Annotated in this window: 12 protein-coding genes; 9 read left to right on the top strand and 3 right to left on the bottom strand. The window is 55.7% G+C overall.

Features of this window, described 5'->3' with window-relative positions:
* The first annotated feature begins 68 nt into the window (after nucleotides 1-68).
* Together proY and malZ are read left to right on the top strand one after the other, a co-directional pair.
* Nucleotides 69-1,439, top strand: a complete 1,371-nt coding sequence (proY, locus tag ACREYP_RS17430; protein ID WP_166994385.1) for a proline-specific permease ProY — start codon at nucleotides 69-71, stop codon at nucleotides 1,437-1,439.
* A gap of 254 nt (nucleotides 1,440-1,693) precedes the next feature.
* Nucleotides 1,694-3,511, top strand: coding sequence for a maltodextrin glucosidase (gene malZ / locus ACREYP_RS17425; RefSeq protein WP_336818498.1), 1,818 nt, complete (start codon nucleotides 1,694-1,696; stop codon nucleotides 3,509-3,511).
* Between the two features lie 24 nt (nucleotides 3,512-3,535).
* Here the strand turns inward: malZ and ACREYP_RS17420 are convergent, their stop codons facing one another.
* A complete protein-coding gene (locus ACREYP_RS17420) occupies nucleotides 3,536-4,453 on the bottom strand; it encodes a LysR family transcriptional regulator (protein ID WP_336983005.1) in 918 nt (305 codons plus the stop codon).
* Nucleotides 4,454-4,616: 163 nt separating this feature from the next.
* Here ACREYP_RS17420 and ACREYP_RS17415 point away from each other — a divergent pair, with 163 nt between their 5' ends.
* The 3 genes from ACREYP_RS17415 to ACREYP_RS17405 all read left to right on the top strand — a co-directional run bounded on the left by ACREYP_RS17415 (nucleotide 4,617) and on the right by ACREYP_RS17405 (nucleotide 7,759).
* Complete coding sequence (locus ACREYP_RS17415) at nucleotides 4,617-5,258, top strand: hydrolase (RefSeq protein ID WP_336818500.1); 642 nt, start codon at nucleotides 4,617-4,619, stop codon at nucleotides 5,256-5,258.
* A 66-nt stretch (nucleotides 5,259-5,324) separates the two neighbouring features.
* Nucleotides 5,325-5,870: an antibiotic biosynthesis monooxygenase gene (locus tag ACREYP_RS17410; RefSeq protein ID WP_336818501.1), complete on the top strand. Its 546-nt coding sequence runs from the start codon at nucleotides 5,325-5,327 to the stop codon at nucleotides 5,868-5,870.
* A 20-nt stretch (nucleotides 5,871-5,890) separates the two neighbouring features.
* Nucleotides 5,891-7,759 carry an amidohydrolase gene (locus ACREYP_RS17405; RefSeq protein ID WP_336818502.1) on the top strand — a complete coding sequence of 623 codons (1,869 nt, stop codon included), beginning with the start codon at nucleotides 5,891-5,893 and terminating at the stop codon, nucleotides 7,757-7,759.
* Between the two features lie 52 nt (nucleotides 7,760-7,811).
* Here ACREYP_RS17405 and ACREYP_RS17400 read toward each other — a convergent pair whose 3' ends face one another.
* Both ACREYP_RS17400 and acpH read right to left on the bottom strand, forming a co-directional pair.
* Nucleotides 7,812-8,414 (bottom strand): peroxiredoxin C, encoded by a 603-nt coding sequence (locus tag ACREYP_RS17400; RefSeq protein WP_336818503.1) that lies wholly within the window; start codon nucleotides 8,412-8,414, stop codon nucleotides 7,812-7,814.
* Between the two features lie 200 nt (nucleotides 8,415-8,614).
* The gene (acpH, locus tag ACREYP_RS17395; RefSeq protein ID WP_008454532.1) at nucleotides 8,615-9,196 is read right to left on the bottom strand and encodes an ACP phosphodiesterase; all 582 of its coding nucleotides are present in this window, start codon (nucleotides 9,194-9,196) and stop codon (nucleotides 8,615-8,617) included.
* 114 nt (nucleotides 9,197-9,310) lie between these two features.
* On the opposite strand from acpH, the gene queA reads away from it, so the two are divergent.
* From queA to secD, 4 genes are all read left to right on the top strand, one after another.
* Nucleotides 9,311-10,381, top strand: coding sequence for a tRNA preQ1(34) S-adenosylmethionine ribosyltransferase-isomerase QueA (gene queA, locus ACREYP_RS17390; RefSeq protein WP_008454534.1), 1,071 nt, complete (start codon nucleotides 9,311-9,313; stop codon nucleotides 10,379-10,381).
* 219 nt (nucleotides 10,382-10,600) lie between these two features.
* Nucleotides 10,601-11,728 (top strand): tRNA guanosine(34) transglycosylase Tgt, encoded by a 1,128-nt coding sequence (gene tgt / locus ACREYP_RS17385; protein ID WP_039290735.1) that lies wholly within the window; start codon nucleotides 10,601-10,603, stop codon nucleotides 11,726-11,728.
* Between the two features lie 21 nt (nucleotides 11,729-11,749).
* On the top strand, nucleotides 11,750-12,082 hold the full coding sequence (yajC, locus tag ACREYP_RS17380; protein WP_166866388.1) for a preprotein translocase subunit YajC: 333 nt from the start codon (nucleotides 11,750-11,752) through the stop codon (nucleotides 12,080-12,082).
* 27 nt (nucleotides 12,083-12,109) lie between these two features.
* Nucleotides 12,110-13,957: a protein translocase subunit SecD gene (gene secD, locus ACREYP_RS17375; RefSeq protein WP_336818504.1), complete on the top strand. Its 1,848-nt coding sequence runs from the start codon at nucleotides 12,110-12,112 to the stop codon at nucleotides 13,955-13,957.
* Nucleotides 13,958-13,962: the final 5 nt, after the last annotated feature.

Below are 13,962 nucleotides of genomic sequence, written 5' to 3'. Positions count from 1 at the left end.
TTGATTGCTAAGTAACCACGGAGTCGTCCTCCGTGGTTTTTTTATTGTAAAGCGTGGAACCTGGATTCATGGAAAACACCAACAAGCTCAAGCGCGGTTTGAGCACCCGGCACATTCGATTTATGGCGCTGGGGTCGGCGATTGGCACAGGGCTGTTTTACGGTTCGGCGGACGCCATCAAAATGGCGGGGCCGAGCGTTCTGCTGGCGTATATCATCGGCGGCGTGGCGGCCTATATTATTATGCGCGCGCTGGGCGAAATGTCGGTGCACAATCCCGCTGCCAGCTCGTTTTCTCGCTATGCTCAGGACAACCTTGGGCCGCTGGCTGGCTATATTACCGGCTGGACCTACTGCTTTGAGATTTTGATTGTTGCCATCGCCGACGTGACCGCGTTCGGGATCTACATGGGTATCTGGTTCCCGGCGGTGCCGCACTGGGTCTGGGTGCTGAGCGTGGTGCTGATTATCTGCGCCATCAACCTGATGAGCGTGAAGGTGTTCGGCGAGCTGGAGTTCTGGTTCTCATTCTTCAAAGTAGCCACCATCATCATCATGATTATTGCCGGGATCGGCATTATCGTGTGGGGGATTGGCAACGGCGGCCAGGCGACCGGTATCCACAACCTGTGGAGCAACGGTGGCTTCTTCAGCAACGGCTGGCTGGGCATGATCATGTCTCTGCAGATGGTGATGTTTGCCTACGGCGGGATTGAGATTATCGGCATCACCGCAGGCGAAGCGAAAGATCCGCAAAAATCCATTCCGCGCGCAATAAACTCCGTGCCGCTGCGTATTCTGGTGTTCTACGTGGGGACGCTGTTCGTCATCATGTCCATTTATCCCTGGAACCAGGTGGGCACCGAAGGCAGTCCGTTTGTGATGACCTTCCAGCATATGGGCATTACCGCTGCAGCCGGTATTCTGAACTTTGTGGTTATCACGGCTTCGCTCTCGGCGATTAACAGCGATGTGTTTGGCGTGGGCCGCATGCTGCACGGCATGGCCGAGCAGGGTAGCGCGCCTAAAATCTTCGCCAGGACTTCCCGCAACGGTATTCCGTGGGTCACAGTTGTGGTGATGGCCTGCGCGCTGCTGCTGGCGGTTTACCTGAACTACATCATGCCGGAAAACGTCTTCCTGGTGATTGCGTCGCTGGCAACGTTCGCCACCGTTTGGGTCTGGATAATGATCCTGCTGTCGCAGATTGCCTTCCGCCGCCGCCTGTCGCCGGAAGAGGCGAAAGCGCTGAAATTCCCGATCCCCGGTGGCGTAGCGACGACCGTCGTGGGCCTGGTGTTCCTGGTGTTTATTATCGGGCTGATTGGTTACCACCCGGATACCCGTATTTCGCTGTACGTGGGCTGCGGCTGGATTGCGCTGCTGCTTATTGGCTGGGTTGTTAAGCGCCGGGTTAAGGCGCAGTCGTTGCCAGTGTAGTGGCTGATTCGGTTAGAACGCGGTATCTGGTTTTACCCTCACCCTGACCCTCTCCCTGGCAGGGAGAGGGGATAAATAGCGTTCTCCTCATTCGTTTTTCCCCCTCGCCCCTTTGGGGAGAGGGCCGGGGTGAGGGGAATAATTTCTCCCGTCTCCACCCCTCCTGTCCTCCCCTAAATTAACCCGGAATGATGAGTGATAAAGCCTTATGCTGTGGCAAGGTGGCGTCATTTTTAAGCGATGGGAAAGTTACTATGTTGAATGCCTGGCACCTGCCGGTGGCGCCGTTTATCCAGACGCGGGAACGCAGTCTTGTCATTACCCTGTGGCTGGCGGGGGATGACTTGCCGGAAAAAGTGATTCTGCGCGGCGAAAAAGATAACGAAGAGATTTCTCTGGGCATGGTGCGCCAGAAACAGGCTCCCCTTGAGGGCGTTGTCGCCTGGAAAGTCACCCTCGATACCGCCGAAGGGCAGCCGCGCCGTCGCTACAGCTTTAAGCTACTCTGGCAGGACAGGCAGCGCTGGTACACACCTCAGGGCTTCCAGACAACGCCGCCGGCCCGGCTGGAACAGTTCGCTTTTGATACGCCGGATGACGGCCCGGATTGGGTGCAGGACCAGGTGTTCTATCAGATCTTCCCGGATCGTTTTGCGCGCGGGGCTAATCGCCAGCCGGTGCAGGATAACGTTTATTTTCATCATGCGGCCGGGCGGGATATCGTCCGCCGGGAGTGGCATGAGCCTTTAACCGGGGAAGCCGGAGGATCGACGTTTTACGGCGGCGATCTGGACGGGATCAGTGAAAAGCTGCCGTACCTGAAAAAGCTCGGCGTGACGGCACTTTATCTGAACCCTATTTTTACCGCGCCCAGCGTGCATAAGTACGACACTCAGGATTACCGGCAGGTAGACGAGCAGTTTGGCGGTAATGCCGCTTTCCTGCGGCTGAGGGAAAATACGCGCCGGCAGGGGATGAAGCTGATGCTGGACGGCGTTTTTAACCACAGCGGCGATACGCACGGCTGGTTTGACAGGCATCAGAACGGTGAGAATGGCGCCTGCCATCACCCACAGTCTCCGTGGCGCGACTGGTACAGCTTTTCTGACGAAGGGTTGGCGCTGGACTGGTTGGGCTATTCCAGCCTGCCTAAGCTGGATTATCGCTCGGCCACGCTGGTGGATGAGATCTATCGCGGCGAGCAAAGCATTGTGCGGCACTGGCTGCGGGAGCCCTGGGGCATTGACGGCTGGCGGCTGGACGTAGTGCATATGCTGGGAGAGGAAGGCGGGGCGAAAAATAATCTTCTGCACGTCAGCGGCATTACCCAGGCGGCAAAAGAAACCAAACAGAATGCTTACGTCCTCGGCGAGCACTTTGGCGATGCCCGGCAGTGGCTGCAGGCCGATGCCGAAGATGCCGCCATGAATTATCGCGGTTTTACTTTCCCGCTGTGGGGATTTTTGGCAAACACCGATATCTCTTACGAGCCGCAGGATATTGACGCCCAAACCTGTATAGCATGGATGGAAGAGTACCGCTCGGCACTTTCCCATCAGCAGCAGCTGCGCATGTTTAACCAGCTCGACAGCCACGATACCGCCCGTTTTAAGTCGATTCTTGGTAAAGATGTTGCCCGCTTGCCGCTGGCTGTCATCTGGCTGTACGCCTGGCCCGGCGTGCCCTGTATCTATTACGGCGATGAGGTGGGGCTGGATGGCAACAACGATCCTTTCTGCCGCAAGCCTTTCCCGTGGCAGAAACAGGATCAGGATTTAGATCTGCTGGCGCTTTATCAGCGGCTCGGCAAGCTGCGCAAGCAAAGCCGGGCGCTTCGTCACGGTGGTTGCCGGGTCATCTACGCTGAGCAGGACGTCGTAGTGTTCGTGCGTGCTTATCAAAACGAACGTGTTCTGGTGGCCATCAATCGCGGCAGCGAGGTTCAGGCCACGCTCCCGTGGGATGCCTTGCTGAGCGGCAGAGCCTTGACGCAGATCGAAGGCGAGGCGGCGCTCAATAACCGCGAGCTGAACTTGCCTGCCGTCAGCGCCGCGGTCTGGCGCAGTCTTTAGGTCGATGACCCGGCGGGGAGAGGTTTAGCTCTCCGCCGGGGGCTGATAAAGGGCGTTGACCAAATCCCCTTCAATGATCTTTTCTCGCCACCAGCGTGCGGCCAGGCCTTCACCCCGGTTATGCCAGCCGATGTAGGTCACGTCCGTCTGACGGAACGATACAACCGGTTTTTCAATTAATTTGCCGCTGTTCAGGAGTGGCTGGGCGATGTGGCGGGGTAAAAATCCGCAGGCCAGGCCCGAGACTAAAATAGCGACCTTGCTAGGGAAGTCGAACACCACCACGCGTTCTTGCTCTTCAATGTAATTGGTGTTGATTGGCTGGCAGTAACGTGCCGTATCGCCAATGATGGCCGCACGATGGCGGCAAACTTCGTCGCTGGAAAGCACATGTTCCGCTTTTGCCAGCGCGTGCTTGGGGGAGACGACAAACACGTTGTCCAGCGTGCCCAGCATCTTGTAGGCGTATTCGGATGACGTCGGCGGCTCGTTAATGGCGCCGAGAATAATGTTCGCGCCGTTGTGGGTCAGTTCTTCCCAGGCTCCTGCCAGCGTATGGTGGGTAAAATTAAGCGTGGTTTGCTGGTCGAGGGCGTAGAACTCCTCCATCAGCGGCAGCAGCAGGTGGAAGGGAAATGAACCGTCCAGCGCAATGGTAAGCGTTTTTTCCCAGCCGGAGGTGGAGCGCAAAGCCTGGCTTTCCAGATCCTTCGCGGCGCTGAGCACCATCCGCCCTTTTTCCAGCACAATCCTGCCGGTGTCGGTAAATTTTGCCCGATGGCCTGAGCGATCCAGCAGTTTAATATTCAGATCGTTTTCTAGCTTCTGCACCATATAACTCAGCGCCGCAGGCGTTTTAAACAGCGATTCAGCGGCGGCGGCAAAACTGCCGTGCTTATCTAAGGCATCAAGAATGAGCAGCACATCTAAATTTACACGCATAGTGATAATCCGTTCGGGCTTTGGCCTTGCAAAAGTCTATCACCAAAAAATTAAATAAGACGTTAGAAAATTCCGGCTATCAACCCTGCGGCTGTATGCAGAAAATAAAGGCGTCATCCAGAGATGGATACCTTAATAACTCATTGATAGCTGAGGGAATAAAATGTCTATTCGTGAACTGATTGACCCAACTAACTCCGCCCTTATTTTTATCGATCACCAGCCGCAAATGGCTTTCGGCGTGGCGAATATCGATCGCCAGACCCTGAAAAATAACACCGTGGCGCTGGCAAAGGCGGGCAAAATATTTAAGGTGCCGACGATTTATACCTCCGTCGAAACCAAAAGCTTCAGCGGCTATATCTGGCCTGAATTATTAGCCGTTCATCCTGACATTAAGCCCATTGAGCGCACTTCCATGAACTCCTGGGAAGATAAAGCCTTTGTTGAGGCGGTGAAGGCGACGGGCCGTAAAAAACTGATTATTTCAGCGCTGTGGACCGAAGTGTGCCTGACCTTCCCGGCGCTGATGGCGCTGGAAGAAGGCTTTGAAGTGTATGTGGTGACCGATACTTCCGGCGGGACTTCTGTGGATGCCCACGAACGCTCCATTGACCGGATGGTGCAGGCCGGTGCCGTGCCGGTGACCTGGCAGCAGGTTCTGCTGGAGTACCAGCGCGACTGGTCACGCAAAGAAACTTATGACGCGGTGATGAACCTGGTTCGTGAGCACAGCGGGGCTTACGGCATGGGCGTCGACTACGCTTATACGATGGTTCACGGCGCGCCGGAACGTAAAGCCTGATGGATCACACTCGGGGCGGGTTCGCCGCTCCGTTTTTCCTCCCTATTCTGACTCAGGAATTGCGGCATGGCCGACAACAATACCGTTACGCTGGTGATCACCCACGCAATCCGGCCAGGCGAGGCCGCTCGCTACGAACAATGGCTGGAAAAGATCATGCCGACCGCCGCTCGTTTCCCCGGTCACCTTGGGGTGCATGTGATTCGCCCCACGGCCGGGAACGACACCTATAACGTGGTGATTCGCTTCGACACGCTCGAGCATCTCAATGCCTGGACTGACTCCCCTGAACGCCATCGCCTTGTGGCAGAGATCAAATCCTCTCTTGCCGATGACGACAAAGTGCAGGTGCACACCGAAACGGCCTTCTGGTTTACCCCGGAAAGTGCGACGGTGAAACGCCCGCCGCAGTGGAAGCAGTTCCTGATCACGCTGCTGGTAATCTTCCCCAGTACCAACCTTGTGCCGTGGGTGACGGGCATGTTGTTCCCAGGTTTACGCGGCACGCTTCCCGGGCACTTGCTTAACGATGCCTGCGTGGTAGCGCTGGTGGTCTGGCTCTGGATGCCGATGGTGACGAAGCTGTTTGCCGGTTGGCTAAAAAAAGCATGATTTCTCAGGAGTCCCTGATTATGTCTCAACATGCCTCACTGATTTTAACTCATGGCCAGTTTCACACGCTGGATAAAGAGAATCCGCTTGCAGAAGCGGTAGCGATTAAAGACGGTAAAATTCTGGCAGCGGGCAGCACCGCCTATGCGATGAGCTTTGCCGGAGAAGGTAGCCAGGTCGTCGATTTGAAAGGCCACACGGTGATCCCCGGCCTGAACGATTCGCACCTGCACCTGATTCGCGGCGGGCTGAACTACAACCTTGAGCTGCGCTGGGAAGGCGTGCCTTCGCTGGCCGATGCCCTGCGCATGCTAAAAGAACAGGCGCTGCGCACGCCGTCTCCGCAGTGGGTACGCGTGGTGGGGGGCTGGACAGAGTTCCAGTTTGCCGAACGCCGCATGCCTACCATCGAAGAACTTAACGAGGCCGCGCCCGATACGCCGGTATTCGTTCTGCATCTGTACGACAGAGCTTTGCTCAACCGCGCCGCGCTGAAAGCGGTGGGCTATACCAAAGAGACGCCAAACCCGCCGGGTGGCGAGATTGTCCGTGACGGCAACGGGAATCCGACCGGAATGCTGGTGGCGAAGCCTAACGCGATGATCCTTTATTCCACGTTGGCAAAAGGGCCGAAACTGCCGCTGGAGATGCAGGTGAACTCAACGCGGCAGTTTATGCGGGAGCTGAACCGCCTGGGCGTGACCAGCGCGATTGACGCGGGCGGTGGTTTCCAGAACTACCCTGAGGATTACCAGGTTATCGACGAGCTGCACAGTAAAAAGCAGATGACGGTGCGCATTGCCTATAACCTGTTTACCCAGCGCCCTCAGCATGAGCTGGAAGATTTTGAAAAATGGACCGACATGTTGACGCCGGGGCAGGGCACCGACTTCTACCGCGCCAACGGGGCCGGTGAAATGCTGGTGTTCTCGGCGGCAGACTTTGAAGACTTCCTGCAGCCACGCCCGGATTTGCCGGACGGCATGGAACAGGAGCTGGAGCGTGTGGTGCGCCATCTGGTTGAACACCGCTGGCCGTTCCGGCTGCATGCCACCTACAACGAGTCCATCAGCCGCATGCTGGACGTGTTCGAAAAGGTCAATCGCGATATTCCGTTCAACGGTCTGCACTGGCTGTTTGACCACGCAGAGACGATTACCGAACGCAATATCGACCGGGTTAAGGCGCTGGGCGGTGGGATTGCGGTTCAGCACCGCATGGCTTTCCAGGGCGAATACTATGCGGAGCGCTACGGGATTGAGGCGGTGAAACAAACGCCGCCGGTGGCGAAAATGCTAGCCGCAGGTGTGCCCGTGGGGTTAGGCACCGACGCCACGCGCGTGGCGAGCTACAACCCGTGGACGGCGCTTTACTGGCTGGTGTCCGGGCGCACTGTGGGCGGTATGCAGATGTACGACGAGAATAACCGTATGTCCCGCGATGTCGCCCTTGAGCTATGGACCGCAGGCAGCGCCTGGTTCTCTAACGAGCAGGGCAAGAAAGGGCGGATTCAGGCGGGGCAACTGGCTGACCTGGTTGTGCTGTCTCAGGACTACTTCAGCGTGGCGGAAGAGGCTATCAAGGGTATTGAATCGGTGATGACCGTGGTGGATGGAAAAGTGGTTTATGCCACCGGAGCCTTTACGCCTCTGGCACCGCCAGCCATTCCCGTTGTGCCTGACTGGTCGCCTGTGGTGAACGTGCCGGGGCATTACCGCTCCGCGCCACCAGCGGCGGCAAAAGTGGGGATGATGGCATCGGTGCATCAGTGCTGCGGGAGCTGTAACGTCCACGGGCATCAGCATGATGTGGCGCTTAATTCCTCGATTCCCGTCGGCGATGAGACGGCGTTCTGGGGCGTGATGGGCTGTTCCTGCTTCGCCTTCTGACAAAAACAAAAAAGGCCGCAATCGCGGCCTTTTCTTCGAACTTGCTTAGCCATTACAGCTTAGCAATGTTCTCGCTCAGGTACTTAGCAACGCCGTCCGGAGACGCGTTCATGCCTTCTTTCCCTTTTTCCCACTGAGCCGGGCACACTTCGCCGTGCTCTTCGTGGAACTGCAGCGCGTCAACCATACGCAGCATTTCGTCGATGTTACGACCCAGCGGCAGATCGTTCACAACCTGGTGGCGAACGATACCGGCTTTGTCGATCAGGAAGGAACCGCGCAGCGCAACGCCCGCTTCCGGGTGTTCGATGCCGTAGGCTTGCTGGATTTCACGTTTGATATCAGCAACCATCGCGTATTTCACTTCGCCGATGCCGCCTTTATCAACCGGGGTTTTACGCCATGCGTTGTGAACGAACTCGGAGTCAAAAGATACACCAACGACTTCTACGCCACGTTTCTGGAATTCTTCGTAACGCTTGTCGAACGCGATCAGTTCAGACGGGCAAACGAAGGTGAAGTCCATCGGCCAGAAGAACACAACGGTTGCTTTACCGTTGGTGTGTTTTTTGAAGTTGAAGTTTTCAACGATTTCGCCATTGCCCAGAACGGCAGCAGCGGTAAAGTCAGGGGCTGGACGAGTAACCAGGACCATATGTACTCCTGTTAATTTTGTTAAAGTGAATGTTAACGCAACGGGGGGAGTATAGGGGCTCCATTCCATGTAGCTCAATGGCATCTTGCCAATCAATCAGATAGGTTTTGGCTATCAAAAAGACGCATATCTTGATGCCGATAACCAAGATAGCCCTTTTTTCGAAAAGGGCAAGTTGTTCTAACGTGAACCGGGAACGATCACAAACTTTTTTGTTCCGCCATCACCATCATGCGTGGGTAGAACTGCCAGAACAACTCCTCCAACTGGTCATAATGGGCGTCGAGATCGTGCCAGGAGGCTCGCAGGGCATCAAGTTTTGGTCTACGGCTTGCCATCCCATTGAGAACGTTAGCAATAAAATCCATATCCTGATAACGCTCCAGCCAGCGTTCACGCCATAAATAGTTATTAAGGTTAATGAAGCGCGGCGGCGTGTCGTTAAGCTTGGGCACAATCTGCCCGCGAGCATAGGCGATAAAATCCTCGAGCCCGATATCCGGGCAGACTTTATGCCAGTGGCGCGACAGGAAGTGGTCCCACATGACATCCAGAGAAATCGGCGACACTCGCCGCGTCTCTGGGCTGAACCAGCCGCGCGCTAGAGCCACCTCCGGCAGTCCGTCCGTCAGGACATCGACTCTGCGGTGCATATAAATGCCGGCCACGACCTCGGGCGAAAAGCTGTCGTCCGGGCTGCCGCGCACGAAATCCGCCAGCAAATTTCCCAGCAGTGAACTTTGGGCCAGATGTGCCAAATGCAGGTGGGCGAGAAAATTCATCGAATAGTTATTCCATTTATGGCGTTAAAACGGCCTGAGCAGGGTAAACGTGTTGCAGGGAAAGCCCCCTGCCACTAGACTAAGCCGCCTGTTTTTAAGTCTGAGTGCTATACCATGCGCGTTGCTGATTTTTCCTTTGAACTGCCTGAATCCCTGATTGCTCATTATCCGCAAGCCGAGCGCAGCAGCTGCCGCTTGCTGTCACTTGACGGGCCGACGGGCGCATTGGCGCATGGCACTTTCACCGATTTGCTCGACAAGCTCAACCCCGGCGACCTGCTGGTGTTCAATAACACCCGCGTAATCCCGGCTCGCCTGTTTGGCCGTAAAGCCAGCGGCGGGAAAATTGAAGTACTGGTCGAGCGTATGCTGGATGATAAACGCATTCTGGCACATATTCGCGCCTCTAAAGCGCCAAAACCCGGCGCCGAGCTGCTGTTGGGCGATGATGAAAGCGTACACGCCACCATGGTTGCGCGCCACGATGCGCTGTTTGAGGTCGAGTTTAACGACGAGCGCGCCGTACTGGATATCTTAAATAACATCGGCCATATGCCGCTGCCACCGTACATCGACCGCCCGGATGAAGAAGCCGACCGCGAGCTTTATCAAACGGTTTATAGCCAGAAGCCGGGGGCGGTTGCTGCGCCGACAGCAGGTCTGCACTTTGACGAGCCGCTGCTGGAAAAACTGCGCAATAAAGGTGTCGATATGGCGTTCGTCACGCTGCACGTCGGGGCGGGGACGTTCCAGCCGGTGCGCGTGGACAGCATCGAAGACCACATCATGCACTCTGAGTATGCCGAAGTGCCTCAGGACGTTGTGGACGCAGTGCTGGCCTGTAAAGCGCGTGGCAATCGCGTTATTGCGGTCGGAACTACGTCGGTACGCTCCCTGGAAAGCGCCGCTCAGGCTGCGCAGAACGACCTGATCGAGCCGTTCTTCGGCGATACCCAAATCTTTATCTATCCGGGCTATCAGTACAAAGTGATCGACGCGCTGGTGACGAACTTCCACCTGCCGGAGTCTACGCTGATTATGCTGGTCTCCGCGTTTGCCGGTTATAAAAACACAATGCACGCTTACCACGAGGCGGTGAAAGCGGAATATCGCTTCTTTAGCTACGGCGATGCGATGTTCATTACCTGTAATCCGCAGGCGATAAACGAACGCCCGGGGGCGTGATTGCCCCTCACCCTGGCCCTCTCCCCGCGGGGAAAGGGGATAATAAGGGATGTATCCTCTCTCCCTCGTGAGAGTATTGGGTAACAGAGAAAGTATTCTCCCTCTCCCTTCCAGTGAGAGGGCCGGGGTGAGGGTAACCCACCCCCGCTTATTCCGCCGTGAGCACCGCCCACGGCGTTAATTGACTCACCAGACTGTTTCTCTGGTGCTGGAGGAAATGTGAAATTTGAATTAGATACCACCGACGGACGCGCACGACGCGGTCGCCTGGTCTTTGAACGTGGCACCGTCGAAACCCCGGCCTTTATGCCGGTGGGTACTTACGGCACCGTAAAAGGGATGACGCCGGAAGAAGTTGAAGCCACGGGCGCGCAGATTATCCTGGGCAATACCTTCCATTTATGGCTGCGTCCTGGCCAGGAAATCATGAAACTGCACGGCGACCTGCATGATTTTATGCAGTGGAAAGGCCCAATCCTGACGGACTCCGGTGGTTTCCAGGTATTCAGCCTGGGCGATATCCGTAAGATCACCGAAGCGGGCGTGCATTTCCGCAACCCGATCAACGGCGATCCTATTTTCCTCGATCCTGAAAAATCCATGGAAATTCAGTACGATCTGGGGTCCGATATCGTCATGATCTTCGACGAATGTACGCCGTACCCGGCGGACTGGGATTACGCTAAACGCTCCATGGAAATGTCCCTGCGTTGGGCGCAGCGTAGCCGCGATCGCTTTGATTCCCTTGGAAATAAAAATGCGCTGTTCGGCATTATCCAGGGCAGTGTTTACGAAGATTTACGAGATATCTCGGTAAAAGGTCTGGTAGAGATTGGCTTTGATGGCTACGCTGTCGGCGGCCTGGCGGTAGGCGAGCCGAAGGAAGACATGCACCGTATTCTGGAGCACGTTTGCCCGCAAATCCCTGCCGACAAACCACGTTACCTGATGGGCGTAGGTAAACCGGAAGACCTGGTTGAAGGGGTTCGTCGCGGTATCGACATGTTCGACTGCGTCATGCCAACTCGTAATGCGCGTAACGGTCACCTGTTCGTGACGGACGGCGTAGTGAAAATCCGCAATGCTAAGCATAAAGATGACACCGCCCCGCTCGATGCCGAGTGTGATTGCTATACGTGTCGCAATTATTCACGTGCCTACTTGCATCATCTTGACCGTTGCAACGAAATACTGGGCGCGCGTCTTAATACCATTCATAACCTGCGCTATTACCAGCGTTTAATGGCTGGTTTACGTCAGGCCATTGAAGAGGGTAAATTAGACCACTTCGTGACGGATTTTTACGAGCGGACAGGTAAGCCGGTTCCACCTTTGAACGTTGATTAATTTAATAATGAGGGAATTTTAATGAGCTTTTTCATTTCTGATGCGGTAGCTGCAACAGGTGCTCCATCGCAGGGTAGCCCGTACTCTTTGATTCTTATGCTGGTGGTGTTTGGCCTGATTTTCTATTTTATGATCCTGCGTCCGCAGCAAAAGCGTACCAAAGAGCATAAAAAACTGATGGACTCCATCTCCAAGGGTGATGAAGTGCTGACCAACGGTGGCCTGGTTGGCCGCGTGACCAAAGTAGCTGAAACTGGCTATGTTGCTATCGCGCTGAACGATACCACCGAAGTGGTTATCAAACGTGATTTCGTAGCTGCCGTTCTGCCGAAAGGCACCATGAAGGCGCTGTAATTTTCGTTTTCCCTAAGGGAACTACACGTGTTAAACCGTTATCCTTTGTGGAAGTACATCATGCTGATCGCCGTACTGGCGATTGGCCTGCTGTATGCGCTTCCCAACCTGTATGGTGAGGATCCGGCAGTTCAGTTAACTGGCGTGCGCGGTGCCGCCGCCAGTGAACAAACGCTGATCCAGGTCGAAAACACCTTAAAACAAGAAAATATCACCGCTAAGTCTGTGGCGCTGGAAGAGGGCGCTATTCTCGCTCGCTTCGACTCTACCGATACCCAGCTCCGTGCGCGTGAAGCGCTGATGAGCGTGATGGGCGACAACTATGTCGTGGCGCTTAACCTTGCTCCTGCTACCCCTCGCTGGATGTCGACTATCGGTGCGAACCCGATGAAGCTCGGCCTTGACCTGCGCGGCGGCGTCCACTTCCTGATGGAAGTCGATATGGACACAGCGCTGGGCAAGCTCCAGGAACAAAATATCGATGGCCTGCGCAGCGACCTGCGTGACAAGGGCATTGCTTACACCAACGTGCGTAAAGCCGACAATTACGGCGTAGACATCGTCTTCCGTGATTCTAGCGCGCGCGACTCAGCAAGAGATTACCTCTCCTCCCGCCATCGCGATCTGGTGTTCTCCAACCTGGGGAGCAATACGCTGCGTGCCGTGATGAGCGATGCTCGCCTGAGCGAAGCGCGTGAGTACGCGGTCCAGCAGAACATCAATATCCTGCGTAACCGTGTAAACCAGCTTGGCGTCGCCGAACCACTGGTGCAGCGTCAGGGTGCTGACCGTATCGTGGTTGAGCTGCCGGGTATTCAGGACACCGCACGTGCGAAAGAAATCCTGGGTGCAACCGCTACGCTGGAATTCCGCCTGGTGAACACCAACGTGGATGCCTCTGCGGCAGCCTCTGGCCGCGTGCCGGGTGACTCCGAAGTGAAGCAGACTCGCGAAGGTCAGCCGGTTGTGCTGTACAAGCGCGTGATTCTGACCGGGGACCACATCACTGACTCCACGTCCAGCATGGATGAATACAACCAGCCTCAGGTAAACATTTCCCTGGACAGCGCTGGCGGTAACATCATGTCTAACTTCACTAAAGACAACATCGGCAAGCCGATGGCAACCCTCTTTGTGGAGTACAAGGACAGCGGTAAGAAAGACGCGAATGGCCGTTCCGTCCTGATGAAAGAAGAAGAAGTTATCAACGTGGCGAACATTCAGTCTCGCCTGGGTAACAGCTTCCGCATCACCGGGATCAGCAACCCGAATGAAGCTCGCCAGCTTTCTCTGCTGCTGCGTGCTGGTGCGCTGATTGCGCCGATTCAGATTGTTGAAGAACGTACCATCGGTCCAACCCTGGGCCTGGAAAACATCAAGCAGGGCCTGGAAGCGTGTCTGGCGGGTCTGGTGGTCTCTATCATCTTCATGCTCTTCTTCTATAAGAAGTTTGGCCTGATTGCGACCTCTGCGCTGCTGGCTAACCTGGTGCTGATTGTGGGGATCATGTCCCTGCTGCCGGGGGCGACGCTGACCATGCCGGGTATTGCGGGTGTCGTCTTAACCCTTGCGGTAGCGGTGGATGCCAACGTACTGATTAACGAACGTATCAAAGAAGAACTGCGAAACGGACGTTCGGTACAGCAGGCAATTGATGAAGGCTACAAAGGCGCGTTCAGCTCCATTTTCGATGCCAACATCACCACGCTTATCAAAGTTATCATCCTGTATGCCGTGGGCACCGGGGCGATCAAAGGGTTTGCTATTACCACCGGTATTGGCGTTGCGACCTCGATGTTTACCGCAATCGTCGGCACCCGTGCCATCGTGAACCTGTTGTACGGCGGCAAACGCATCAACAAGCTGTCTATCTAAGGAGT

Source organism: Enterobacter sp. TMH.L2 (genome assembly GCF_050847315.1).
Taxonomy (GTDB): Bacteria; Pseudomonadota; Gammaproteobacteria; order Enterobacterales; family Enterobacteriaceae; genus Cedecea.
This window is presented reverse-complemented; position numbering and strand designations above follow the sequence as displayed.

What these genes read in the sequence shown, in the direction of transcription:
- ACREYP_RS17400 (WP_336818503.1), bottom strand. Translation starts at nt 8,414, where the DNA reads ATGGTCCTGGTTACTCGTCCAGCCCCTGACTTTACCGCTGCTGCCGTT.
- ACREYP_RS17405 (WP_336818502.1), top strand. Translation starts at nt 5,891, where the DNA reads ATGTCTCAACATGCCTCACTGATTTTAACTCATGGCCAGTTTCACACG.
- ACREYP_RS17420 (WP_336983005.1), bottom strand. Translation starts at nt 4,453, where the DNA reads ATGCGTGTAAATTTAGATGTGCTGCTCATTCTTGATGCCTTAGATAAG.
- ACREYP_RS17415 (WP_336818500.1), top strand. Translation starts at nt 4,617, where the DNA reads ATGTCTATTCGTGAACTGATTGACCCAACTAACTCCGCCCTTATTTTT.
- ACREYP_RS17410 (WP_336818501.1), top strand. Translation starts at nt 5,325, where the DNA reads ATGGCCGACAACAATACCGTTACGCTGGTGATCACCCACGCAATCCGG.
- acpH (WP_008454532.1), bottom strand. Translation starts at nt 9,196, where the DNA reads ATGAATTTTCTCGCCCACCTGCATTTGGCACATCTGGCCCAAAGTTCA.
- proY (WP_166994385.1), top strand. Translation starts at nt 69, where the DNA reads ATGGAAAACACCAACAAGCTCAAGCGCGGTTTGAGCACCCGGCACATT.
- malZ (WP_336818498.1), top strand. Translation starts at nt 1,694, where the DNA reads ATGTTGAATGCCTGGCACCTGCCGGTGGCGCCGTTTATCCAGACGCGG.
- yajC (WP_166866388.1), top strand. Translation starts at nt 11,750, where the DNA reads ATGAGCTTTTTCATTTCTGATGCGGTAGCTGCAACAGGTGCTCCATCG.
- queA (WP_008454534.1), top strand. Translation starts at nt 9,311, where the DNA reads ATGCGCGTTGCTGATTTTTCCTTTGAACTGCCTGAATCCCTGATTGCT.